The 25751-nt window shown below is 72.3% G+C and carries 16 protein-coding genes; 11 read left to right on the forward strand and 5 right to left on the reverse strand.

The features are described 5' to 3' along the window. The first annotated feature begins 72 nt into the window (after positions 1-72). Entirely contained in the window at positions 73-1197 is a 1125-nt protein-coding gene (locus tag AB0J57_RS24850) for a GuaB3 family IMP dehydrogenase-related protein (RefSeq protein ID WP_366130475.1), read from the forward strand. A 57-nt stretch (positions 1198-1254) separates the two neighbouring features. On the opposite strand, the gene AB0J57_RS24855 is transcribed toward AB0J57_RS24850, so the two are convergent. Continuing rightward, positions 1255-2496 carry a nucleotide sugar dehydrogenase gene (locus AB0J57_RS24855; RefSeq protein ID WP_366130476.1) on the reverse strand — a complete coding sequence of 414 codons (1242 nt, stop codon included), beginning with the start codon at positions 2494-2496 and terminating at the stop codon, positions 1255-1257. A 222-nt stretch (positions 2497-2718) separates the two neighbouring features. Here AB0J57_RS24855 and AB0J57_RS24860 point away from each other — a divergent pair, with 222 nt between their 5' ends. Further along, entirely contained in the window at positions 2719-4425 is a 1707-nt protein-coding gene (locus tag AB0J57_RS24860; RefSeq protein WP_366130477.1) for a glycerol-3-phosphate dehydrogenase/oxidase, read from the forward strand. 10 nt (positions 4426-4435) lie between these two features. Here AB0J57_RS24860 and AB0J57_RS24865 read toward each other — a convergent pair whose 3' ends face one another. Beyond that, positions 4436-5590 (reverse strand): serine hydrolase domain-containing protein, encoded by a 1155-nt coding sequence (locus tag AB0J57_RS24865; protein WP_366130478.1) that lies wholly within the window; start codon positions 5588-5590, stop codon positions 4436-4438. A gap of 158 nt (positions 5591-5748) precedes the next feature. Here AB0J57_RS24865 and AB0J57_RS24870 point away from each other — a divergent pair, with 158 nt between their 5' ends. The 6 genes from AB0J57_RS24870 to AB0J57_RS24895 all read left to right on the forward strand — a co-directional run bounded on the left by AB0J57_RS24870 (position 5749) and on the right by AB0J57_RS24895 (position 18385). After that, entirely contained in the window at positions 5749-8373 is a 2625-nt protein-coding gene (locus AB0J57_RS24870) for a protein kinase (RefSeq protein WP_366130479.1), read from the forward strand. Positions 8374-8511: 138 nt separating this feature from the next. Beyond that, complete coding sequence (locus tag AB0J57_RS24875; protein WP_366130480.1) at positions 8512-11061, forward strand: protein kinase; 2550 nt, start codon at positions 8512-8514, stop codon at positions 11059-11061. A 94-nt stretch (positions 11062-11155) separates the two neighbouring features. Next, a complete protein-coding gene (locus AB0J57_RS24880; protein ID WP_366130481.1) occupies positions 11156-12880 on the forward strand; it encodes a protein kinase in 1725 nt (574 codons plus the stop codon). A 28-nt stretch (positions 12881-12908) separates the two neighbouring features. Next, positions 12909-14771 carry a protein kinase gene (locus AB0J57_RS24885; protein ID WP_366130482.1) on the forward strand — a complete coding sequence of 621 codons (1863 nt, stop codon included), beginning with the start codon at positions 12909-12911 and terminating at the stop codon, positions 14769-14771. A gap of 103 nt (positions 14772-14874) precedes the next feature. Continuing rightward, positions 14875-16536 (forward strand): succinic semialdehyde dehydrogenase, encoded by a 1662-nt coding sequence (locus tag AB0J57_RS24890; protein ID WP_366130483.1) that lies wholly within the window; start codon positions 14875-14877, stop codon positions 16534-16536. A gap of 40 nt (positions 16537-16576) precedes the next feature. After that, positions 16577-18385, forward strand: coding sequence for a GMC family oxidoreductase (locus tag AB0J57_RS24895; protein ID WP_366130484.1), 1809 nt, complete (start codon positions 16577-16579; stop codon positions 18383-18385). 102 nt (positions 18386-18487) lie between these two features. Here the strand turns inward: AB0J57_RS24895 and AB0J57_RS24900 are convergent, their stop codons facing one another. After that, positions 18488-19621, reverse strand: coding sequence for an LPXTG cell wall anchor domain-containing protein (locus AB0J57_RS24900; protein ID WP_366130485.1), 1134 nt, complete (start codon positions 19619-19621; stop codon positions 18488-18490). A gap of 300 nt (positions 19622-19921) precedes the next feature. On the opposite strand from AB0J57_RS24900, the gene AB0J57_RS24905 reads away from it, so the two are divergent. Continuing rightward, positions 19922-21601 (forward strand): peptidase, encoded by a 1680-nt coding sequence (locus tag AB0J57_RS24905; protein ID WP_366130486.1) that lies wholly within the window; start codon positions 19922-19924, stop codon positions 21599-21601. Between the two features lie 551 nt (positions 21602-22152). On the opposite strand, the gene AB0J57_RS24910 is transcribed toward AB0J57_RS24905, so the two are convergent. Next, entirely contained in the window at positions 22153-22446 is a 294-nt protein-coding gene (locus AB0J57_RS24910) for a chorismate mutase (protein ID WP_366130487.1), read from the reverse strand. Between the two features lie 315 nt (positions 22447-22761). On the opposite strand from AB0J57_RS24910, the gene guaA reads away from it, so the two are divergent. Then, positions 22762-24345: a glutamine-hydrolyzing GMP synthase gene (gene guaA / locus AB0J57_RS24915; RefSeq protein ID WP_366130488.1), complete on the forward strand. Its 1584-nt coding sequence runs from the start codon at positions 22762-22764 to the stop codon at positions 24343-24345. A gap of 38 nt (positions 24346-24383) precedes the next feature. On the opposite strand, the gene AB0J57_RS24920 is transcribed toward guaA, so the two are convergent. Further along, the gene (locus AB0J57_RS24920) at positions 24384-24860 is read right to left on the reverse strand and encodes a cupin domain-containing protein (RefSeq protein WP_366130489.1); all 477 of its coding nucleotides are present in this window, start codon (positions 24858-24860) and stop codon (positions 24384-24386) included. Positions 24861-24937: 77 nt separating this feature from the next. Between AB0J57_RS24920 and AB0J57_RS24925 the strand changes: the two genes are divergently transcribed. Beyond that, entirely contained in the window at positions 24938-25747 is an 810-nt protein-coding gene (locus AB0J57_RS24925; RefSeq protein ID WP_366130490.1) for a class II aldolase/adducin family protein, read from the forward strand. The last annotated feature ends 4 nt before the right edge of the window (positions 25748-25751 follow it).

Consider the following 25751-nt stretch of genomic DNA (forward strand, 5'->3'; position numbering starts at 1 on the left):
GGCCGGAACCGCCCCCTACGCGCGTGTCGGGGATACTGGTAGGCGCAGACGTAGAGGGAAAGGCCACACATCGTGACTGAGATCGAGATCGGGCGCGGCAAGCGCGGCCGCAGGGCGTACGCGTTCGACGACATCGCCGTCGTACCGAGCCGGCGCACCCGGGACCCGAAGGAGGTCTCGATCGCCTGGCAGATCGACGCCTACCGCTTCGAGCTGCCGTTCCTGGCCGCTCCCATGGACTCGGTGGTCTCCCCGCAGACCGCGATCCGCATCGGCCAGCTCGGCGGCCTCGGCGTCCTGAACCTCGAGGGCCTGTGGACGCGGTACGAGGACCCGCAGCCGCTGCTCGACGAGATCGCCGAGCTGGACGAGGCGAACGCCACCCGCCGTCTGCAGGAGATCTACGCCGCCCCGATCCAGGAGGAGCTGATCGGGCAGCGCATCAAGGAGGTGCGCGACTCGGGCGTGGTCACCGCGGCCGCGCTCTCCCCGCAGCGCACCGCCCAGTTCTCCAAGGCCGTCGTCGACGCCGGTGTGGACATCTTCGTCATCCGCGGTACGACCGTCTCCGCCGAGCACGTGTCGGGCGCGGCCGAGCCGCTGAACCTGAAGCAGTTCATCTACGAGCTCGACGTCCCCGTCATCGTCGGCGGCTGCGCCACCTACACCGCCGCCCTGCACCTGATGCGCACGGGCGCCGCGGGCGTGCTGGTGGGCTTCGGCGGCGGGGCCGCGCACACCACCCGTAACGTGCTGGGCATCCAGGTCCCGATGGCGACCGCCGTCGCGGACGTCGCGGCCGCGCGCCGGGACTACATGGACGAGTCCGGCGGCCGGTACGTCCACGTCATCGCGGACGGCGGCGTCGGCTGGTCCGGTGACCTGCCCAAGGCGATCGCCTGTGGCGCCGACTCGGTGATGATCGGCTCCCCGCTCGCGCGGGCGACCGACGCGCCGGGCAAGGGCCACCACTGGGGCATGGAGGCCGTCCACGAGGACGTGCCGCGCGGCAAGCTCGTCGATCTGGGCATGGTCGGCACCACCGAGGAGATCCTGACCGGTCCGTCGCACTCGCCGGACGGGTCGATGAACTTCTTCGGCGCGCTGCGCCGGGCGATGGCGACGACGGGCTACAGCGAGCTCAAGGAGTTCCAGCGCGTCGAGGTCACGGTCGCGGACGCCCAGCACAAGCGCTGACCCTCCGTCTTCCTGATCAGGGGCCCGCACCGGACGCCGGTGCGGGCCCCTTCGGCGTCACAGGCGGTGTGCCGCGCCCGCCGGGGTGACCCCGCGGGTGTCCAGGAGGAGCTGGGCCTTCACCGCCAGCCCCTGGAGGTCGTACGTCCGGTGGTGCTGGAGCAGGACCGTCAGGTCGGCCGCGGCGGCCGCCTCGTACAGGGAGTCCGCCCGGGGGACGGGCAGGTCGCGCACGCGCCAGTCGGCGACGTACGGGTCGTGGTAGCTGACGACCGCGCCCATGTCCATCAGACGGCGGGCGATCTCGGTCGCGGGGGAGGCCTCCCGGTCGGCCAGGTCGGGCTTGTAGGTGACGCCGAGCAGGAGGACGCGGGCGCCGCGCGCGGACTTGCCGTGCTCGTTGAGGAGCGTGGCGCAGCGCTGGATGACGTACTGCGGCATGCGTTCGTTGACCTGGCCGGCCAGTTCCACCAGGCGCAGCGGGCGGTGGGGGCCGATCGTGTCGACGGGGACGCCGTGGCCGCCGACGCCGGGCCCGGGGCGGAAGGCCTGAAACCCGAAGGGTTTCGTCTCGGCGCACCGGATGACGTCCCACAGGTCGACGCCGAGTTCGTGGCAGAGCACCGCCATTTCGTTGACCAGGGCGATGTTGACGTGGCGGAAGTTGGTTTCCAGCACCTTGACGGTCTCGGCCTCGCGCAGGCCACGGGCCCGTACGACCTTGTCGGTGAGGCGGCCGTAGAAGGCGGCGGCCGACTCCGTGCAGGCGGGGGTGAGGCCGCCGATGACCTTGGGGATGTGGGCGAAGCCGTGGGCGCGATTGCCGGGGTCGAGGCGGCCGGGGGAGTACGCGAGGTGGAAGTCACGGCCGGCCCTGAGGCCCGAACCGGCTTCGAGCAGCGGGCGCAGCACGTCCTCGGTGGTGCCGGGATACACGGGCGATTCGAGCAGGACGGTGGTGTGGGGGCGCAGCCGGGTGGCGAGCGCGCGGGCAGCGTCGGCGACGGCGGTCAGGTCCGGTGTGCGGTCGGCGCCGGCGGGGGTGGGGGTGCAGATGACGGCGGTACGGACCCGGCCGAGTTCGGCGGGGTCGGTGGTCGGCCGGAAGCCCCCCGAGAGCATCCGGCGGATCTCCGAGGCGGTGAGTGAGCCGTCGACCGGTGGCCGGCCGGCCGCCAGCTCCGCCACGGGACGTGGGTCGGTGTCGTAGCCGATGGTGTCGATACCGGCGGCTGTGGCGGCTTGGGCGAGGGGCAGGCCGAGGTGGCCGAGGCCGATGACGGCGAGGTCTGCGGGCATGGGTGATGCCGTCCTTCCCAGTAGCCGGAGTGGACGAGGCACGCAAGTCCTGTGGACAGAACGAGCGGTATGCAATGTCAGACTAGGCGTAAATATGACCGTTATGCGGCATTGCGAGCTGTGGTTCGGCCGAGTGTTGTCCACAGGCGGTGGCTGAAGTCGGGGGCCCGGGACAGAATCGAGTCTGTGAGCCCGACCACACGGGGGCGACGGGAGGCAGCGGTGAGGACAGCGACACTGGGACCCGCCGAGCGCGCCGAGGCGCTGGCGGCCATGGCCGATCGCGAACTGGACGTGCTGGTCGTGGGCGCCGGAGTGGTGGGCGCCGGGACGGCTCTCGACGCGGCGACCCGCGGACTGGCGACCGGACTGGTCGAGGCCCGCGACTGGGCGTCGGGCACCTCCAGCCGGTCCAGCAAGCTCATCCACGGCGGGCTGCGCTATCTGGAGATGCTGGACTTCGCTCTGGTCCGGGAAGCGCTGAAGGAGCGCGGACTGCTGCTGGAGCGGCTCGCCCCGCACCTGGTGAAACCGGTGCCGTTCCTCTACCCGCTCCAGCACAAGGGCTGGGAGCGGCTCTACGCCGGCACGGGCGTCGCGCTGTACGACGCGATGTCCGTCTCCTCCGGCCACGGGCGCGGCCTGCCCGTGCACCGGCACCTGTCACGGCGCCAGGCGCTGCGGGTGGCGCCCGCGCTGAGGAAGGACGCGCTGGTCGGGGCGTTGCAGTACTACGACGCGCAGATGGACGACGCCCGTTTCGTGGCGACGCTCGTGCGGACGGCCGCGAGCTACGGCGCGCACGTCGCCAGCCGGGCACGGGTGATCGGCTTCCTGCGCGAGGGCGAACGGGTCGTCGGCGCCAGGGTGCAGGACGTGGAGGCGGGCGGCGAGTACGAGGTCCGGGCCAAACAGGTCGTCAACGCGACCGGGGTGTGGACGGACGACACCCAGGCCCTGATCGGGGAGCGGGGGCAGTTCCACGTACGGGCGTCGAAGGGCATCCATCTGGTCGTGCCCAAGGACCGGATCCACTCCAGTACCGGTCTGATCCTGCGCACGGAGAAATCGGTGCTGTTCGTCATCCCGTGGGGCCGCCACTGGATCGTGGGGACCACCGACACCGACTGGGACCTGGACAAGGCCCACCCGGCGGCGTCGAGCGCCGACATCGACTACCTGCTGGAGCATGTGAACAGCGTGCTTGCGGTGCCGCTCACCCGGGACGACGTGCAGGGGGTGTACGCCGGGCTGCGGCCGCTGCTGGCCGGCGAGTCCGACGCGACGAGCAAACTGTCGCGCGAGCACACCGTGGCCCACCCGGTGCCGGGCCTCGTCGTCGTGGCGGGCGGCAAGTACACGACGTACCGGGTGATGGCGAAGGACGCGGTGGACGAGGCGGTGCACGGCCTCGACACGCGCGTGGCGTCCTGCGTCACCGAGGACGTGCCGCTGCTGGGCGCCGAGGGATACCGGGCACTGTGGAACGCGCGCGCCCGCATCGCCGCCCGGACGGGGCTTCACGTGGCGCGCGTGGAGCACCTGTTGAACCGGTACGGCTCCCTGGCGGAGGAGCTGCTGGAGATGATCGTCGCCGATCCGAAGCTCGGCGAACCGCTGGGCGGCGCCGAGGACTACCTGCGGGCCGAGATCGTCTACGGCGCGTCGCACGAGGGCGCCCGGCACCTGGACGACGTGCTGACCCGGCGGACCCGCATCTCGATCGAGACGTTCGACCGGGGCACCCGCAGCGCGCGGGAGTGCGCCGAGCTGATGGCGCCGGTCCTGGGCTGGGACGAACGGCACATCGAGAAGGAGGTGGAGCACTACGAGAAGCGGGTGGAGGCGGAGCGGGAGTCGCAGCGACAGCCGGACGACCTGACGGCGGACGCGGCACGGCTCGGCGCGCCGGACATCGTGCCGCTCTGACCGTGCGGCGCTAGGAGGCGCGCGGTGCGGCGGGCTTCGCCGGCTCGTGGCCGCGCCGGCTGTCGGCGCCGCGGCAGAACTCGGCTTCGAGGAGCGCGGGTTCGAGCGTCTTGAGGGTGCTGCGGGGGACGGCGTCCGTATTGACCCGGAAGGTGACGGTGCGTCGGCCGTCACGGCTGGTGGCGGTGCGGACGTAGCTGCCGGTGATGTGGCCGTTGTGGCCCCACACCGTGGTGCCGCAGGACAGGGTGCGGCGGTAGATGCCCATGCCGTAGGGGCCGCTCGCCGACCGGGTGCTGAGCAGCTCGCGGAGCTGGGCTACGGGGAGGAGACGGCCGGAGAGGAGGGCGGCATAGAAGCGGTTCAGATCGTCGAGGGTGCTGATCAGCTCGCCCGCCGCGTCGGCGGTGCGCGGGTCGAGCGCGGTGACGTCCCGGCCGGCGGCGTCATACGCCCGGCCGTGCGGGGAGGGCAGGGCTGACCGGGTGCCGGGGAAGGACGTGCCGGTGAGGCGAAGGGGCCTGATGATGCGTCGGCGGGCCTCGGCCGCGTAGGGCTGGTCGGTGATCCGTTCGATGACGAGGCCGAGCAGGACGTAGTTGGTGTTGGAGTAGGCGTAACGGCCGACGGGTCCCAGGGGCCGGGTCAGCGCCCGCCGGACGGCTTCACGCGCGGTGGTCCGTGCCGTGGGTGACGGGTGGGTGCCGTTGCCCGGCGACGGGTGGGTGCCGGCCGTGGGTGACCGGGGGGTGGTGTCCTTCGTGTAGTCGGGCAGGCCGCTGGTGTGGGTGAGCAGGGCGCGCAGCGTGACGCGTCGGCCGGCGTCACCGGGGAGCAGGCCCGGCAGGTGGCGGCCCACGGGGTCGTCGAGGTGCAGCTTGCCCTCGGCGGCGAGTTGGAGGATGACCGTCGCGACGAACGTCTTAGTGATGCTGCCCGCGCGGAAGCGGTCGGCGCGCCCGATGCCGTGACCGGCCGTCTGGAACCGCGTCGCGGCGGGCGAAGCGGACAGCATCGCCGCGGCCGGGGCGTTGCCCTCGGAGACGAGCCGTGGCAGAACGGTGGAGGGAGGGGTGGGGGAGGGTCCCCCCGACAGCGGGCCGGTGCCCAGCACGAGCAGGGCGGTGACCAGCGGAGCGGCGAGCCGCGCGCGGGGCAGTGGCATCCTGGCGTCCCTTCTTCGGGGCTCATCCTGACGGACGGAGGACCCGGGAGATTCGCCGGTCCCGGAGTGAGAGACAATGGACGCTCTTCCAGGGCGGGTTACCGCATCGCGCGGAAGCGGCAGGCGCGGGCGAGGATCAGGGATCGCAGAGGGGACGCATGTCGGGAGCGGAGCAGTCGCGGGACGCGGCTCGGGAACCTCAGCGGGACGCGGCAACGCCGGGCGTCGGCGCGGACGGGCCGGACACGGAACCGGGCGCCGAGCCGGCCGGGGACGCACCCGTCACGTCGGGCACCGAGCCGGGCAAGGACGCGACCATGAAGCTGGGCGCGGGCCGCCCCAAGGCGGAGGCCGGCGAGTCCGGCGGCCCCTCGGGCAAGGAGGCGGACGGTACCGTTCCCGCTCCCCGGTCGGGCAAGGACAAGGGCGTGAAGCGGGACACGGACCGGCAAGGCGACGCCGCCGGCGCGGGTGACGGCGTGTCGGGCAAGGCGACGCCGTCGTCCACCGACACGTCCGGCGCGGGCCGTTCGGTCCCGGCGGCGCGCTCGGAGGCGGCCGGGGACGTCAAGGGTTCGAAGGGTTCGTCGAAGGACCCGGAGGCCTCCCAGGGGTCCACGGACCCCAAGGGCTCCACGGACCTCAAGAAGGCCACGGACCCCAAGGTCGCCCAGGCGGCCCAGGGCCTCTCCAAGGAGGCCAAGAACTCCACGTCAGCCGACGCCTCCAAGGAGCCCAAGGAGCCCAAGGAGCCCAAGGAGCCCAAGGACGGCAAGGAGCCCAAGGGCTCCACGGCGCCCAAGGACAGCGGCAAGCCGGCCGGAAGGGCCGCGGTGGCCGCGGCCTCGGAGGCCGCCGCGAAGCCGGCTGCCGGGGGCGGTGCCGGTGGCGGGCGCGGCGACGGCCCGGCCGGCGCGGCGTCAGTGGCGGCGCGCCCCACCAGCGAAGGGCGGCTGCTCGCGGGGCGGTACCGGCTCGGCGGCGTCCTGGGACGCGGCGGCATGGGCACCGTCTGGCGGGCGGTCGACGAGACGCTCGGACGCACCGTCGCCGTCAAGGAGCTGCGCTTCCCCAGCAGCATCGACGAGGACGAGAAGCGCCGCCTCATCACGCGTACCCTCCGCGAGGCCAAGGCGATCGCCCGGATCCGCAACAACGGCGCCGTGACGGTCTACGACGTCGTCGACGAGGACGACCGCCCCTGGATCGTCATGGAGCTGATCGAGGGCAAGTCGCTCGCCGACGCGGTACGTGAGGACGGCGTCCTCACGCCCAAGCGTGCCGCCGAGGTGGGCCTGGCCATCCTCGACGTGCTGCGTTCCGCGCACCGCGAGGGCATCCTGCACCGGGACGTGAAGCCGTCCAACGTCCTCATCGCGGACGACGGCCGGGTCGTCCTCACGGACTTCGGCATCGCGCAGGTCGAGGGCGACCCGTCCATCACCTCGACCGGCATGCTCGTCGGCGCGCCCTCGTACATCTCGCCGGAGCGGGCCCGTGGCCACAAGCCCGGCCCGGCGGCGGACATGTGGTCGCTGGGCGGGCTGCTGTACGCGTGCGTGGAGGGCTGCCCGCCGTACGACAAGGGTTCCGCCATCGCGACCCTGACCGCCGTGATGACCGAGCAGCTCGATCCGCCGAAGAACGCGGGCCCGCTGGAGGAGGTCATCTACGGCCTGCTCCACAAGGACCCGGCCAAGCGGCTCGACGACGCGGGCGCCCGTGCGCTGCTCAACGACGTGATCCACGCGCCTGACGAGCCCGTCGCCCCGCCGGCCGAGCCGTCGCCGGAGGTCACGCGGATCGTGCCCCTGCTGCCGCTGCCCGGGGAGGGGCCCACCGCCAAGCCCAGGGAGATGGCGGACGCGGCGGCGGAGCGGATGCGCGGCGCGCTGCGTTCCGTACGCAACGCCGCGGCGACCGCCAAGGCGGAGCCCGGACCCACGTCGGGGCCGGCGTCCACCGGGCGTTCCGGCCCGCCGGCTCCCGTGCGGGCGCCGCTCACCGATGTGGTGCCGCGCCGCACGCTGGTGATCGTCGCGGTGGTCGTCGCGCTGGCCGTGATCGCCACCGTGCTCGCGTTCGCCCTGAGCGGCGACGAGCCGGGCGCCAAGGGCCAGGGCACGCCCGGCGGCGACCGCACGGCGTCGGCCGGCTCCACGGCCGCCCCGGGTGCCACCGGCGGCAACAACGACAAGCCCGACGGCGAGCAGGGCAAGGAACAGGGTGGCGGCGCACAGCCCGGCACCGGAGGCGGGAACGGCAGCGGTGGCGTGAAGCCGTCCGGCGGTACGGGGGCCGGCCCGGGCAACGGTGCCGGGTCGCTGCCGGCCGGGTACGCCATGGTCAGCAACGACCGGTTCCACTTCACCATGGCCATGCCGTCGAACTTCCGCATGACGGCCATAGCGGGACAGAACTCGGGCGGCATATTCAGCGTGAGCGGCGGGTTCCCGCGCGTCCAGGTCGACTTCACCAACAGCCCCGGGGACGATGCCGCCGCTGCCTGGGGAGCCGCCTGGGTCGGCCTCAAGGCCAGTGTCAGTGGCTACAAGCATCATGGAATCGACAAGGTCGACTACAAGGGTTATCCGACGGTCGCGGACTGGCAGTTCGAGCGCGACCAGAACGGCGAGCGGGTACGGGTGCTCAACCGTGGCTTCAAGGTCGACGCGAAGCGCGGTTACTCGATCATGATCACCTGCAAGTCCAGTGAGTGGAACGGTGCGGAGTGCAAGACGCTGCGGGATACGGCGTTCGCGACGTTCAGCCCCAAGGACTGACCAAGGCCCCGTATCGTGAGAGCTCGTAGACCGTACGCAGCCGGAAACAGCGGGTAACTGCACGCGAGACGACCAGAATTGACGGTTTCGTACGGTCTGTGAAGCCGGGGGACAGCGCGCTCGTGGGGAGGCGGCGTCGTGGACGACTACGCGGGAAGGGTGCTCGCCGACCGCTACCGCCTGCCCTTGCCGCCCTCCGACGAGTACGAGCTCATCGAGACGCGCGCCTTCGACACGTACAGCGGCCAGGAAGTACTGGTCCGGCAGTTGCCGTTGCCGGAGGTCGTCGACGCCGAGTTCGTCGACGCCGAGTTCGTGGAGGGCGAGGCGCCTGCCGGGCCGGGCGGGCCGACCGGTCCGGGCGGGCACGCCAGGACGCGCGTGCCGCCGCACAGAGCGCCGGCCGGCCGTGCCGTCCGCCGGTCCTCCGACCCGGCGGTACGGCGGGCCATCGAGGCCGCGCAGGCCGCGGCGCAGATCCCGGACCATCCACGGCTCGACCAGGTCTTCGACGTCTTCGCCGAGGCCGGGTCGCTGTGGATAGTGAGTGAGCTGGTGGCGGCCCGGCCGCTCGCGGCACTGCTCGCCGAGAAGCCGCTGAACCCGTACCGGGCGGCCGAGATCGGCTCCGACGTGCTCACCGCGCTGCGCGCGCTCCACGCGCACGGGTGGGTCCACCGGAACATCACCGTCCGTACGGTGCTGGTGTGCGACGACGGGCGGGTCGTGCTGACCGGGCTCGCGGCAGGCGCCGCGGAGGAGGCCCTGTGCGGATACGCCCCGGTGCCGGACCCGGACGCCGACGACGACTTCCCGCACGCGCCGGGCGCCGCGGAACCCACTCCCGGTCCCACTCCCGGTCCCGCCCCCGCCCCGCTCCCCGCCCTCGCGCCCGGGTACGAGCTGGCCTCGCCCACGCTCCCGCAGCCGCCCGCCCGCCCCGAACCGGCCCCGCCGGACGACCGCGCGGCCCGATCCGGCGCCATCGCCGCCTACCGCGCCGGGACGCGTGCCGCCACCCGCGCCGGCGAGACGGGCGCCGCCATCCCCCTGCCGCCCCCGCCGAAGGGCCCCGCGGCCCCGGCGGGCGGCACCCCGGCCGACTACGAGCCGCAGTGGTGGTCGCAGGCCGCCGACCTCGACGACGATGACGACGACACGGGTGAGGGCGAGGCACCGCGGCGCGCCCTGCTGACCGGCATCTGGAACGACGGCCCCGGCTCGGGCCGCGGCTCCGGTTCCGTTCCGGCGGGCGGCGGCGTCTCCCCGTACGGCACCCGGGACGCACTCCGCGCCGACGCCCAGCGCGGCGCCCGCACCCCCGCCCCCGCGCACGCGGAACCGCCCGCCGAACCGGGCGGCACCCGGCCCGCCGCCCCCAGGTACCGGGGCCCGGCCACGCCCCTGGCCGCCGAGCGCGCCCGCCAGGCCCGGATCGCCGTCGTCGGAGCCGTGACGGAGCGCTGGGCGCCCGAACAGGCCGGGCCGGTCCACGAGACCTGGCAGTTGGCGCCGCCCATCGGCCCCGCCACCGACCTGTGGGCGCTCGGCGCGCTGCTCTACCGGGCGGTCCAGGGCCACGCCCCGTACCCCGAGGAGAACGCCGCCGAGCTGGTCCAGCTCGTGTGCGCGGAGCCGCCCGCGTTCGCCGAGGAGTGCGGCCCGCTGCGCCCGGTCGTCGAGTCGCTGCTGCGCCAGGACCCGACCGAGCGGCCGGACTTCGAGGAGCTGCGCGGCTGGCTGCGCTCGCTCATCCGGTCGGCGCCGGAGCCCGACGCGGGCAACGGCATCGTGCCGATGCCGTCCGAAGACGGCACCCGTCTGCCCGTCGTACGCCGCCGGGGCGAGCTGGTGCGCAGACGCCGACCCGGAGGGGCCGGCGCCGGCCACGGGCGCCACCGCCACAGCAAGAAGGCGAGGCCCGCCAAGAGCCCTGGTACCGCCCGCGCCCCGCGCGCCCTCGGCCGTACCCTCCTGCTCGCCATACTGCTCGCGCTCGCCGCCGCCATCGCGTACGCCGTGCTGTTCATGCCCAAGGCGGAGCCGCAGGACCGGGGGCAGGCCCCCCAGTCCCCGCAGCAGTCCCAACAGCCGCAGCAACCACAGCAGCCCCAGCAGCCGGGCCAGTCCGACGATCCGCAGCAGCCTCCGCAGCAACAGCCCAGCCCGGGCGGCCAGGCGCCCTCCACCAACACCGTCACGCCCGGTTCGTCCGGCGCGACGAATCCCGGCATGGCGGCCGGTTACACGGTGCGTGACGACCCGGAGGGCTTCCGCATCGGTGTGGACAAGAGCTGGCGGCGCAGCCCCATCAACGACGTGGGCCAGGTCCGCTACACCGGCGGTGACTTCACCCTGATCGTCGTTCCCGGCCGGGACACCGTCCAGGCGGGCGGCAGCGACCCCCTGGAGTACCAGCGCACCAAGGAGCGCGAGCTCCAGCCCTGGCGGGACTCCAGTTGGGCGACCGCCACCGGACTGCGCCGGATAGACGTGGGCCGACAGGTCATGGCGGAGGGCCAGTTCACCTGGACGGATGTCAACGGCCAGGAGGTGTACGTCCGGAACCTGGCGCTTGTCGTGGGCGACCGGTACCACGTCATCCAGGTCATCGGCCCGGAGAGCCAACGCGACAAGGTGTCCGAAATCTACCAACAGGCCGTCAAGGTCTACCGCTCCACGCGATGATGCGGATCACGGAGCGGTCTCCTTGGCAACCCCGAGGTTTCGGCCACGGCACAACCCTCCGTAACCTGGCCTCCGAAGGAACGAGCGGGGGACAGTGGAACACTCTCAAGGCATGGGCGCGGGACTCGTACTCGCCGGGCGCTACCGGCTGAGCGAGGTCATCGGCCGCGGCGGCATGGGCAAGGTCTGGCGCGCCCACGACGAAGTGCTGCACCGTACCGTCGCCGTGAAGGAGCTCACGGCCGGCAAATACGTCTCGGAGGCCGACCGGGCCGTTCTGCACGCCCGTACGCAGAAGGAGGCGCGCGCCGCCGCCCGCATCTCCCACCCCGGCGTGGTCACCGTCCATGACGTGCTGGAGCACGACGACCGCCCCTGGATCGTGATGCAGTACGTCGACGGGCCCTCGCTCGCCGACGCCGCGAAGGCGGCTGAAAATCGCCGTATCGACGCGTGCGAGGCGGCCCGTATCGGACTGCACGTCCTGGGCGCGCTGCGCGCCGCCCACGCCGCCGGAGTGCTGCACCGGGACGTCAAGCCGGGCAACGTGCTGCTCGCCCACGACGGCCGCGTGCTGCTCACCGACTTCGGGATCGCCGCCATCGAGGGCGACTCCACCATCACGCGTACCGGGGAACTCGTCGGCTCCATCGACTACCTGGCTCCCGAGCGGGTACGGGGCGGCGACCCGGGCCCCGCCTCCGACCTCTGGTCGCTCGGCGCCACGCTCTACACCGCCGTCGAGGGCACCTCGCCCTTCCACCGCACCTCGCCGCTGAGCGTCATGCAGGCCGTGGTGACCGAGGAGCCGCCCCCCGCCGAGCACGCGGGCGCCCTCGGGCCCGTCATCATCGCGCTGCTGCGCAAGGACCCGGCGGACCGCCCGGACGCCACCGAGGCCGAACGCATGCTGCTGGAGGCGATGGAGGGCCGCACCCCGGCCGCCGCGCAGGCGTACGTTCCGACGCGGTCGATCAGCCGCGAGGAGCTGGCGGCCGTGACCGTGACGCTTCCTGAGTCCGAGCAGGACCACGCTCCCGCGACAGCCACGTCCACAGCCGGCTCCCGCGCCTCCGCGATCGCCCCGACGCCTGCGCTCTCCGGTGCCTCCCGTACCTCCGGTACCTCCGAGCGCCCGCACCCCGAAGGGGACAGCCCCCCGGACCGGCAGACCCCCGGCGAGGGGCGGACGGGCGCCGCCGGCAACCCGTCACCTCGCCGCCGCCGTTGGCGTACGGCCGCCCTCGTGACCGTCCTCGCGGCGGTCGTGGGCGCCGCCGCGGGTTTCGCCGTCATGCGGTACGGGAACGACGACACGACCCGCGACACCACCGCCGACCGGAACGGGCCGGCACCGCAGACCGTCCCGGATGGCTGGGAGCGGGTCGAGGACCCGTCAGGTTTCAGCCTTCTCGTACCGGAGGGCTGGAAGCGCCGGACAGAAGGCGGTCAGATCGACTACACCCCCGACAACGGCCGTCACCTCATCCGTATCAGCGTCGACGCCTCACCCGACTTCGAAAATCCCTGCCTTCACATGCTCGATATCGAGAAAGGGCTGAAGAAGAGGCTTCCCCAGTATGAGCGGAAGGAGCTGCACGCGAACACGTTCCGTGATCAACTGGAATCCTGTCTGTGGGAGTTCTCCTGGGTCGAGAAGAGCGCGAACGCGGGCGAGCGGCGCGCGATCGACCAGGTGTACTACGCGGACGACGGAACCGAGTACGCGCTGTACATGTCCGCTCCCGAGGCCGACTGGCCGGTGACACGGGAGCAGTTCGACATCATGCTGCGCGGCTGGCGTCCCGCCGAGGAGTGACCCTCGGCGCGAGCAGAGGGGATGTGCCGTGTCCGGATCAGGGCAGCAACGGCGGATCGTCGGACGCTACCGGCTGGATGCCCGGCTCGGGCGAGGAGGCATGGGCACGGTCTGGCGTGCGTACGACGAGCTGCTCGGCCGTCGCGTCGCCGTCAAGGAGCTCCATGTCGACGTGGGAACCGCCGTGTACCCCACCCTCCGCGAGGCGCGTGCCATCGCGCGCGTGCACCATCCGCACATCGTCTGCGTCCATGACGTGGTCGAGGAGGACGGCGTCCCGTACATCGTCATGGAGCTGGTCGAGGGGCTCTCGCTCGCCGAGCGGATCGCGGCACAGGGCCCGCTCGACGCCCGCGAGGCGGCACGCATCGGCCTGGCGCTGCTGAGCGCACTGCGCGCCGCGCACGCGCTGGGCGTACTGCACCGGGACCTGAAACCCGCCAACGTCCTGCTGGAGGAGGGCACCGGGCGGGTCGTCCTCACCGACTTCGGTATCGCGCAGCTCGCCGGATCGACGACGATCACGGAGGCGGGGATGTTCGTCGGCTCGCCCGAGTACACCGCTCCGGAGCGGATGCAGGGCGCGCAGGCCGGTCCGGAGACGGACCTGTGGTCGCTCGGGGCGCTGCTGTGCGCGACGCTGACCGGCCAGTCGCCGTTCCACCGGGACTCGTTGGGCGGGGTGCTGCACGCGGTCGTGGAGGAGGACTTCAGACCGCCCGCCGCGGCGGGGCCCCTCCTGCCCGTCGTACGCGGCCTGTTGCAGCGGGACCCGGCGCGGCGGATGGGCGCGGCCGAGGCGGAGCGGCTGCTGCGCGCGTACGCGGAGGCAGGGCGGCCGCGCGGGTACGAGGGGCGCGGGTACGAGGGACGGGCCCAGGAGGCGGCCCCGGTGTCGTACACCGGCAGGGCGACCGGCGCCGCCGGACCGTACGCCGACACCGTCCCGCCCCGCGAGGACGCTGCCCGGTCCGTGCCCTCCGACGCCGTCCCGGACCGCTCCCGCCGCCACGGCAGGGCCCGTGGCCGGGCGCAGCGCGGCCAGGCCGCCGGTCAGGCGCCCGCCCCCACCGACGCCCGCGCCGACGCCCCCGCCGACCGGGTCCCGCCGCGCGGGGACGCCGTGGACGCCGTGGGCGCCGTGGCCGCCGTGCCCCCGCGCGGCGACCGCCCGGCCCGGCGCCGCCTCCGTACGCCGCTGGTGGCCGCCGTGCTGCTCGTGGCCCTCGCCGGGGCGGGCGCGGCGGGCGTGCTGTTACTGCGGGGCGACGGCCTCGGAGGCGGGGGCGGCGGAGGCGGCGACCACCCGACGGCCACCGTCTCGCCGTCCCGGGACACGCCCACCGCCCCGAACACACCAGGCGCGGCAGCAGGCACCGGCACCAGTCCGGGCACCGGCACCGGCGCCGGTAGTGGCCCCGGCCCCGCCCCCACCCACGCCCGCGTGCCAACCGGATACCGATCAGTTTCCGATCCGCGTGGCTTCTCGCTGACCGTGCCCAAGGGGTACGTCCGTTCCACCGACGGCAGGCGCGTCTATTACATGTCGCCCGACAAGGCGTTCCGGATCGGCATCCGCACCCAGTCCCCGGAGGCCGACGGGCCCCTCGGGATCATGCGCCGCGCCCACGCGAACGGCCCGGAGACCTACGTCGGCTACCGCGCCGCCAAGGTGACGCCGACGACGCACAACGGGCTGCCGGCCGCGCTGTGGGAGTTCACCTGGAACGGCTTCTCCGGCTCGGAAGGGGCGCGGCGCACGTTCGACCTGTGCTGGGACGAGGGCGGGCGGACGTACGACGTGTGGGTCTCGGCGCCGCCGGCCCGGCTCGACGAGCTGAAGCGTCACTTCGACACCGTTCTGGATTCGTTCCGGGTATCGCACTCCTGATCAGGGCTTATTTGCCAGCGAACGCTGGCACGGTGTGAGCGCCCCGTGAAAAGCTGTTACCGGCGGGTACCGCACGGGCGTCTTCCGGAATACCCTCGCCCCCATGACGGACACCACGGACACGACGGGGACGCCGGGAACGCCGGAGACGACGGCTCCGCAGCCCCCCGCCACGCCTCTCGGCACGAACCCGGTAGCCCCTGCCCCGGCCGGCGCCCGCACCGCCGCCGACGTGGTCACACCCGAAGTGGTCGCCCAGCTCACCCGTGGCGTCGTCGGCTCCGGCCGGACCGCCAACCACACCCCGTTCACCGGGGAGCGGCTGGCCGAGCTGCCCGAGTCGACCCCCGAGGACGTCGCCGAGGCGTTCGCCAGCGCCCGCGCCGCACAGCCCGTGTGGGCCGCGACGCCGGTACGCGCGCGTGCCGCCGTCCTCCTCCGCTTCCACGACCTGGTGCTGGAACGGCAGGCCGAGGTCCTCGACCTCATCCAGCTCGAAACGGGCAAGGCCCGGCTGCACGCCCACGAAGAGGTCCAGGCCGTCGCCGTCGCCGCCCGCCACTACGGCCGCCGCGCGGCCGCGTACCTCAAGCCGAAGCGCCACACGGGCGTCGTACCGACCCTCACCAAGGTCACCGAACTGCGCCAGCCGCGTGGCGTCGTCGGGCAGATAGCCCCCTGGAACTACCCGCTCGAACTCTCCGTCGGCGACGCGCTGCCCGCGTTCGTCGCCGGCAACGCGGTCGTCATGAAGCCCGACACCGAGACCGCGCTCACCGCCCTGTGGGCCCGCGACCTCCTCATCGAGGCCGGGCTGCCCGCGGAGGTCTTCCAGGTCGTCCTCGGTGACGGCCCGGTCGTCGGCCCCGAGGTCGTCAAGCACGCCGACTACGTCTCCTTCACCGGCTCCACCCGCACCGGCCGCGAGGTCGCCCAGGGCGCGGCCGCCCGCCTCGTCGGCGTCTCCCTCGAACTCGGCGGCAAGAACGCCATGCTGGTCCTGCACGACGCGGACGTCGAGAAGGCCGCCGCCGGTGCCGTGCGCGCCTGCTTCTCCTCGGCCGGCCAGCTCTGCATCTCCATCGAGCGGCTGTACGTCCACGAGTCGGTCGCCGACGAGTTCGTCGAGCGCTTCGCCGCCCGCACCAAGGCCATGCGCCTCGGCAGCTCCCTCGCGTACGGCGCCGACATGGGCTCCCTGGTCGGCGAGCGGCAGCTCGAAACGGTCACCCGGCACGTCGAGGAGGCCGTCGCCAAGGGCGCCAAGGTCGTCGCGGGCGGCGTCGCCCGCCCCGACATCGGCCCGCTCTTCTACGAGCCGACCATCCTGGAGGACGTCCAGGAGCCGATGGCGGTGTGCACCGAGGAGACCTTCGGCCCCGTCGTCTCCGTCTACCGCTTCACCGACGAGGACGAGGTCGTCGAGCGCGCCAACGCCACCGCGTACGGCCTGAACGCGTCCGTCTGGACCAAGGACGGCCGCCGCGGCCACGCCGTCGCCGCGAAGCTCCGCACCGGCACGGTCAACATCAACGAGGGCTACGCACCGGCGTACGGCAGCGTCCAGTCGCCGATGGGCGGCATGAAGGACTCGGGCCTCGGCCGCCGGCACGGCTCGGAGGGCATCCTCAAGTACACCGAGGCCCAGACCGTGGCGCAGCAGCGGCTGATCCCGCTCGCGCCCGCCTTCGGCATGGACGACGAGCAGTACGCGGCGTTCATGAGCCGAAGCCTGCGCCTGATGAAGGCGTTCCGCTTCCGCTAGACCCCTGCACCCTTCAGCCCTTTCGGTACGAGGAGAGCCCATGCCCCAGGTCCCCCCTGCCCAGAATCAGGAAGGCACCGACGACGCGTACGACTACGACGTCATCGTCGTCGGCTCCGGCTTCGGCGGCTCGGTCTCGGCCCTCCGCCTGACGGAGAAGGGCTACCGGGTCGGTGTCCTGGAGGCGGGCCGCCGCTTCACGCCGGACACGCTGCCCAAGAACTCCTGGGACGTGAAGAACTACCTCTGGGCCCCGGCCCTCGGCCTCTTCGGCATCCAGCGCATCCACCTGCTCGGCAACGTCATGGTCCTGGCGGGCGCCGGGGTGGGCGGCGGCTCCCTCAACTACGCCAACACCCTCTACGTACCGCCCGAGCCGTTCTTCCGGGACAAGCAGTGGGCGTCCATCACCGACTGGCAGGCGGAGCTGGCCCCGTACTACGACCAGGCCAAGCGGATGCTGGGCGTACGGCTCAACCCCACCATGACCCCCTCCGACGTCCACCTCAAGGCGACCGCCCAGGCGATGGGCGTCGGCGACACCTTCCACCTCGCGCCCGTCGGGGTCTTCTTCGGCGACGGCAAGGACGCCGACGGTACGGCCAAGGCCAAGCCCGGCCAGAAGGCCGACGACCCGTACTTCGGCGGCGCGGGCCCTTCCCGCCGCGCCTGCACCGAATGCGGCGAGTGCATGACCGGCTGCCGGCACGGCGCGAAGAACACCCTCACCGAGAACTACCTCCACCTCGCCGAGAAGGCCGGCGCCGTCATCCACCCCATGACCACGGTCACCGCCATCACCGAGGCCGCGTCCGGCGACGGCTACGTCGTCTCGACCGTCCCCACGCACCGCCGCCGCAAGGCCGCCCCGAAGACACTCCGCTGCCGGTACGTCGTCGTCGCGGCCGGCACGTACGGAACCCAGACGCTGCTGCACCGGATGAGGGACGAGGGGCAACTGCCCCGCATCTCCGCCCGCCTCGGCGAGCTGACCCGTACCAACTCCGAGGCCCTCGTCGGCTCCCAGACCACCGACCGCCGCTACCGCAAGCGGCACGGTCACAAGCGCGCGGACTTCACCCAGGGCGTCGCCATCACGTCGTCCATCCACCCGGACGCCGACACCCACATCGAACCGGTCCGCTACGGCAAGGGCTCCAACGCCATGGGGTCCCTGTCCATCCTCCAGGTCCCGTACTCGGAGCGCCGAATCAGGGCCTGGCTCGGCAACGTGGCCCGCCACCCGTGGCTGGCGCTGCGCGCGCTGTCCAACCGCCGGTGGTCGGAGCGGACCATCATCGGACTCGTCATGCAGTCCCTGGACAACTCCCTCACCACCTACCGCAAGCGCGACGGCCTCGGAAAGGGCCTCCTCACCGCGCGCCAGGGCCACGGTTCCCCCAACCCCAAGCAGATCGCCGAGGGCACCCGCGCGGCGAGCCTGCTCGCGGAGGAGATCAACGGCTTCGCCGGCTCCAACGTCGGCGAACTGATGGGTACCCCGCTCACCGCCCACTTCCTGGGCGGCTGCGTGATCGGCGCCACGGCCGAGGACGGCGTCATCGACCCGTACCACCGCCTCTACGGCCACCCGGGCATCTCGGTCGTCGACGGCGCGGCTGTCTCCGCCAACCTCGGCGTGAACCCCTCCCTCACCATCACCGCCCAGGCGGAACGCGCCATGTCCTTCTGGCCCAACAAGGGCGAGGACGACCCGCGCCCGCGACAGGGCACGGCGTACGAACGCCTCGCCCCGATCGCCCCCAAGTCCCCCACGGTCCCGGCGAACGCCTTCGGCGCCCTGAAGCTCCCGTTCCTCGGCATCCCGGCGGTCCCGCCCAAGCCTTGAGGCCCGCCTGAAGAGATGAGAGAGGCGCTGCACCCCCCTCCGAGTGCAGCGCCTCTCTTGCTATGCGGTGTCGCTATGCGGTGTTGCTATGTGGTGCGCGTGTTACGCGGTGGCACCGTTGCTACGGCGCTTCAGCGCGAAGACGACACCGGCACCGGCGACGATGGCGATACCACCGGCGATACCGATGGTCGGCAGCATCGAGTTGGAACCGGTCTCGGCCAGCTCACCCTCGACCTTGATCGGGGTCGAGCCGCCCTGCGGCTTCACGTCGGCAGGCTTCTTGTCGGACGGCTTGGCCTCGCCACCGTCACCACCGTTGCTGCCGGCGGCCAGGACCTGGAACTCGTACGCGTCGTAGTCCTCGTAGCACGCGTCGTCCTTGTCGTAGCCCGTGACGGCGAACGCGACGGCGGTGCCGGCGGGGGCGGCCTTGTCGATCGAGATGCGCATCTGGAGGGCGCGGTTCTCGTTCTTCTTCAGGTTGACGACGTCGAAGAAGAAGCCGATGTTCTGGCCGGACAGGTTGCCGCTGTCGCTCCACTGGCCGTTGGGCGCCTTGTACTGGACCTTGGCGTACTTCTCGACCAGGCGGTCGGTGTCGCCCTCCATGTCGTTCTCGTACGAGGCCCAGGTGGCGAGGAAGACTTCGCCGATGTCTTCCTTGCTGTTGTTCTTGACGTTGACCTGGAAGTTCTTCCAGCCGCTGCCGGCGACGATCTGGCCCGGAAGGCCGGAGAGCTTGACGTCGACGGCGGCCTCCTTGCAGATCTCCTCGTCGACGATCTCGTCCTCGTCCTCTTCGGCCGGCTCTTCCTCGTCCTTGCCGGTCTCGGTGCCCGGCTTGGAGCCGTCCTCGGTGCCGGCCTCGGTGCCGCCCGTGGTCTTGTCGTCCTCGGTCTTGGTGCCGTCCTCGGTCGCCGACCCGTCCTCGGTCTTCGTACCGTCTTCGGTCTTGGTGCCGTCCTCGGTCGTGGCGGCACCGTCGTCGGTCGCCGACCCGTCCTCGGTCTTCGTACCGTCCTCGGTCGTCGCGGCGCCGTCCTCGGTCTTGGTGCCGTCGTCCGTCGTGGTGGCGCCGTCGTTCGTGGTGCCCTCCGTCTCGCCCGTGGCGCCGGAGGTGGAGGTCGTGCTGGTGGTGCCGTCCGTCGCGTACGCGGCCGGAGCCGCCAGGAAGGCGGCAGGGGCTATGACGGCGGTCGCGGCGGCGACCGCCATGGCGCGGCGAAGCTTCATGAAGACCTCAGTGAAGTCCAGGCGTACCGCGAGACGCGGCACGGTGTCGTGGGGGCCGACCCGGCGTGGGGTGTCACGGGCGTGGCCGTTGTTTCCGCATGCATGACCTGTGACGGCAGGGGATGGTTGCACGCCAACTGACGAAAACCTTATGTGGGCTGCATCACACATTCCGCTTGTGTGCTCCTGGTGCCCGCCGTGCCCAATCCGTGATCTCCCGGCCGCGCAACCATTCGGCCCGCCCCGTGGTCGAACCCGTGTTCAGGCAATCACACCGCATGCCGCAACAGGGGTTCCTTGATGAGACGCCTTTCCTCCTCCCTCGCCGCCGCCGGGCTGCTCGCCGGTGTCGCGCTGAGCGCCGCCCCGGCCGCGTACTCCGCCGACGGCGCGGACGACGCCGCCACCCCGGTGTTCCTCCTCGGCGGCCCCGCCGAAGTGGGCCTGCGGCCCTACCCGGCCACCGGCGAGCCGCAGAGCGCGACCATCGACGTCACGGTGGAGAACCCCAGCGAGGACCAGGAGAACGGCGGCTTCGACGGCGAGTACACCGTCACCTTCGACCTGAGCGGTGTCGTGGGCGTCGCCGACGTCGGCTTCGGCCAGACCGGCAGCTCGGACTGCACGATCACCGGCACGACCGGTACCTGCACCGACCCCTTCGGCATCTCACCCGGCGTCAACAGCGTCGCCGAGCTGAAGATCACCGCCGCCAAGGGCAGCGCGCTCGGCGCCACCGGCGAGATCAAGGTCACTGGCAAGGCCGAGGGCGCGACCTTCACCTCGTACACGGCCGACGTGACCGTCGGCGGCCCCGACCTCGTGATGCACCCCCTGGACCTGAAGCACGAGGTCAAGCCGGGCGAGGTGCAGGACGCCCCGCTCACCTTCACCAACGCCGGCACGGCCGACGCCGACGGCGTACGCCTCACGCTGACGAACTCGCACGGGCTCGACTACACGCGGCGGTACGCCAACTGCGACTACACCGAGACCAAGGGCTCGACCAAGGTGGTCTGCGACTTCCCGGGCACGTTCGAGGCGGGTGCCACCTACACGCTGGCCGAGCCGATCGGGCTGAAGGCCGCCGGCCACGCCTACCTCGAGATCTTCACCCACCGCGTCGAGGAGCGCCGCGGCGTCCGCAAGGCCGCCAAGGGCGACGGTCCCGAGCTCACCCTGAAGAAGGCGCCGACCGCTCCCCGCGCGGCGGACCTCGACCCGCGGGACAACCAGCAGGAGTTCGACTTCCGCGCCAAGAACACCGCCGACTTCGCCGCGTACGGCGACACGCTCATCGCCGCGGCGGGCGAGACGGTCGAGGCGCGGGTCGGCTTCCGCAACAGCGGCCCCGCCTGGATCGCGCACCTCCGTTCCGGCGAGCCCGTCGCCACCGTGGACGTGACCATCCCGGCCGGTGCCACGGTCACCAAGAAGCCGGCCGGCTGTGAGCCGCGTACCGCCAAGGGCGAGTACCGCGAGAAGCCGCTCGGCGCGCCGCGCTACTTCTGCGACACGCCGATCCGGGTCTTCGAGGACGAGGACTTCGCGCTGCCCTTCGAGCTGAAGATCGACAGGGCCGTCCCGGACGCCAAGGGCGCGGTCACCGTGCGGAACACGTTCCTGAGCCACCCGAAGCTCGCGTTCGACCCGAAGGCCGCCAACAACACGGCCCAGCTCGTCCTGAACCCCAAGGACACCGGCACGACCAGCACGGGCGGCTCCACCAGCGGCGGTTCCACCACCACCGGCGGCACGGCCACGGGCGGTACGACCACCGGCGGCTCCACCACCACGGGCGGCACGTCCACCACGGGTACCACCGGCACCACCGGTGGCTCGACCCCCACCACCCACACCGGCGGCGGCCTCGCCGCCACCGGCTCGCTCGCCCTCCCGGTCGCGGCCGGCGCCGCCGCCCTGATCGCCGCGGGCGCCGCGACCTACGTCGTCGCCCGCCGCCGCGCCAACGCCTCGTAACGCCGGGAACAGGCGCCCAACACCAACAAGGGCCCCGCGGAAACGCTTCCGCAGGGCCCTTGGCCGTCAGCACCGGCGTCAGGGCAGCGCCGGTGCCGAGGCAGGCGGCGCCGGGGGGTAGCGCCGCTCGTGGCGGTGGTCGTGGGGCATGAGTCGTGTCCGGCGGTTCCGGGCGAGGTCCTGGCAAGGTGCTGGACCAGGTCCTGGGCAACCGGTGGTGTGGACCTTTGGCGGTGCTGTGGTGCGGGGGACCCGACTCGTGTGCATCGTGCTGGACGGCCGCGGTCGGCGCAACCGTTTGGACCGGATGCGGTCGGCTCCGGGCGTCCCCGGAGCCGACCGCCTTTTTCGGGTGACCGGGCTGCTGTCCCCTGCCGTCCGGTCACGCGCGCTGGGGCGAGGTCCCACGACGTACCCCATGAGGTACGCCACACGCCCCAGCGGAGCCACGCGTGGTTTCTTCGGCCCGCCCCTGGCTGACACGGACAACCGATCCAACGAAGCCCGGGGCGGTGCGGTCACGCGCCGTACGGGTGAGAGCGCGCCCGAACTCAGATGCGTCCCCTGCACAGCTCCAGCATCGTCATGGCCAGCGAGGTGCCCGGCTTGCCCAGCGCGTCCCTGTAGTGGGCGAGCACCTCCATCTCGCGCGCCAGGTTCACGCGCCGGCCGCCGGACGAGATCCGCGCCTCCTGGATGACGGCCGAGACGGCCATCCGTTCCTGGATGAGGCCGATGATCCGGTCGTCGAGCGCGTCGATGCGCTCACGCGCGCCCGTGATCACGTCGGCGGCCTCGTCGGTGCGGGCGCCGGTCCGGTCGGTGGCGTCAGTGGCGGTCTTCATGGCGGGGGCTCCTTTGGTGGTGGGGCCCGGGCCGGCGACCAGGTCCGGAGAAACGACAGGCGCCCCGGACCTTGTCGGCCCGGGGCGCCTGGGAAGTCGCTTGTCAGTGGCTCAAGCAGCACGACCATGGCAGCCGGACGGGCCCGGTGCCATAGGTAAAGACGAAGGTCGAGAGCTTGCGCATGCAGCCAGTATGGACCATCGGCCGAGCGGGGCGAGCCCGGGTTCGGATGGTGAGACAAAGGCCGCCCCCGCCGCGCCGGTAGAATCGACATACAGACTCCTCCCCGCTCCTCCCGCCGGAAGGCCGCCGTAGTGTCATCAGCGAATCCCGCTGCCGCGCCCGACGCCGTACTCGTCGTCGACTTCGGCGCGCAGTACGCCCAGCTCATCGCCCGCCGCGTCCGTGAGGCCCGGGTCTACAGCGAGATCGTCCCGTCCACCATGCCGGTGGCCGAGATGCTGGCCAAGAACCCGAAGGCGATCATCCTCTCCGGCGGCCCGTCCTCCGTGTACGAGGAGGGCGCCCCCCAGCTCGACCGTGAGATCTTCGAGGCCGGCGTTCCCGTCTTCGGCATGTGCTACGGCTTCCAGCTCATGGCCACGACCCTCGGCGGCACCGTCGACAACACCGGCGCGCGCGAGTACGGGCGTACGCCGCTGCACGTCAGCAAGACCTCCTCCACGCTGTTCGAGGGCACCCCGGCCGAGCAGCCGGTGTGGATGTCGCACGGCGACGCCTGCTCCGCCGCCCCCGAGGGGTTCACCGTCACCGCGTCCACGGACGTCGTGCCGGTCGCGGCCTTCGAGAACGACGAGAAGAAGCTGTACGGCGTGCAGTACCACCCCGAGGTGATGCACTCCACGCACGGCCAGCAGATCCTGGAGCACTTCCTCTACCGGGGCGCCGGGCTCAAGCCCGACTGGACCACCGGCAACGTCATCGAGGAGCAGATCGAGGCGATCCGCGCCCAGGTCGGCGAGAAGCGCGCCATCTGCGGTCTGTCCGGCGGCGTGGACTCCGCGGTGGCGGCCGCGCTCGTCCAGAAGGCCATCGGCTCCCAGCTCACCTGCGTGTACGTCGACCACGGGCTGATGCGCAAGGGCGAGACCGAGCAGGTCGAGAAGGACTTCGTGGCGGCGACCGGCGTCCAGCTCAAGGTCGTCGACGCGCAGGAGCGGTTCCTGAAGGCGCTCGCCGGGGTCTCCGACCCCGAGGAGAAGCGGAAGATCATCGGCCGCGAGTTCATCCGGGTCTTCGAGCAGGCTCAGGCCGAGATCGTCGCCGAGGCGCCGGACGACCACCCGGTCGAGTTCCTCGTCCAGGGCACGCTCTACCCCGACGTCGTCGAGTCGGGCGGCGGTACGGGCACGGCCAACATCAAGTCGCACCACAACGTGGGCGGGCTCCCCGAGGACCTCGAGTTCCGACTGATCGAGCCGCTGCGCCAACTGTTCAAGGACGAGGTCCGGATGGTCGGCCAGGAGCTGGGCCTGCCGGAGGAGATCGTCCAGCGCCAGCCCTTCCCCGGTCCGGGCCTCGGTATCCGGATCGTCGGCGAGGTGACCAAGGAGCGGCTCGACCTGCTGCGCGAGGCCGACGCCATCGCCCGCGAGGAGCTGACGGCCGCCGGTCTCGACAAGGACATCTGGCAGTGCCCGGTCGTGCTGCTCGCCGACGTCCGGTCGGTGGGCGTGCAGGGCGACGGCCGTACGTACGGGCACCCGATCGTGCTGCGGCCCGTCTCGTCCGAGGACGCGATGACGGCGGACTGGACGCGGATGCCGTACGACGTGCTGGCGAAGATCTCGACGCGGATCACCAACGAGGTGAAGGACGTCAACCGGGTCGTGCTCGACGTGACGTCGAAGCCGCCGGGCACCATCGAGTGGGAGTGACACCACCACGCGCCTGACCGCTTGACCGAAGCCGTCGCCTACTTCCTGTGGGCGGCGGCTTCGAGCGTGAAGTCCTCGTAGTGGAAGCCGGGCGCGACGACACAGGTGACCAGGACCGGCTCGTCCCCCGCGGGTTCGGCGGCCTGCCAGGTGCCGGCCGGGACGAGGAGCTGCGGCTGCTCGCCGGTCTCGACCGACGGGCCGAGCACCAGCTCCCAGGGCTCGGACGGGGCGTCGCCCTCGCCGCCCAGGGACAGGCGCAGCGGGCCGCCGCGGTGCCAGAGCCACAGCTCGTCGGAGCGCACCCGGTGCCAGCGGGACCTCTCGCCGGGGTGCAGCAGGAAATAGATGCCGGTCGCGTAGGTGCGGGGGCCGGGGTAGCCGTGCGGGGTGGTCGATCCGGTCGTCTTCCAGGTCTCCCGGAACCAGCCGCCCTCGATGTGGGGCTCCAGTTCGAGGAGGTCGACCAGGGGCGAGGGCGGGGTTCGGTCGTCGTCCGTCATACGGTCCGTCATGCGGTGCATTCTGCTCCAGCCGCCCCGTGGCTGCGATCTCTCTGGTCAGTTGTCGTGACCGGCGGTAACTTCCGGCCATGAGTGAAGCCGAAGCACATGTGCCGTCAGCACCTGCGCCGATACCCGTCGAGCGGCTGCACTTCGCGATGCCGCCCACGCACGCGTCCGTCGCCGACGAGCGGGCGTACCGCAAACAGCGGCTGGCGGGCGCGCTGCGCCTGTTCGCGCGGTTCGGGTACGAGGAGGGCGTCTCCGGGCACATCACCGCGCGGGACCCCGAATTCCCCGACTGCTTCTGGGTCAACCCCTTCGGCGAGCCGCTCGCCGGCCTCACCGCGTGGGACCTGATCCTCGTCAACGGCGACGGGCAGGTCGTCGAGGGCACCGAGCACGTGAATCAGGCGGCGTTCACCGTGCACGCCGAGGTGCACCGGGCGCGGCCGGACGTGGTGGCGGTGGCGCACACCCACTCCACGTACGGCCGGGCGCTGGCCGCGCTCGGGGAGCTGGTCGAGCCGATCACGCAGGAGGCGTGCGCGTTCTACGAGGACCACTGCCTGTACGACGCGTACACGGGCGTCGCGGTGGACGCCGCCGAGGGGCGGCGGATCGCGGCCGCGCTCGGTGGCCGCAAGGCGGTGATCCTGCGCAACCACGGGCTGCTGACGGTCGGCGACTCGGTCGACGCGGCGGCCTGGTGGTTCATCTCCATGGAGCGGTGCAGCCGGGTGCAGCTCGCCGCGCGGGCGGCCGGGAAGCCGGTGCCGATCGGGCACCGGGAGGCGGTCGCGACGCGTGAGCGGCTCGGCACCGATCTGGTGGCCTGGATCAACTACCAGCCGTTGTGGCGTCAGATCAGTCGCTCCGAGCCCGAACTCCTGTCGTAGGCGG

This window comes from Streptomyces sp. NPDC049837, assembly GCF_040674455.1.
Taxonomy (GTDB): Bacteria; Actinomycetota; Actinomycetes; order Streptomycetales; family Streptomycetaceae; genus Streptomyces.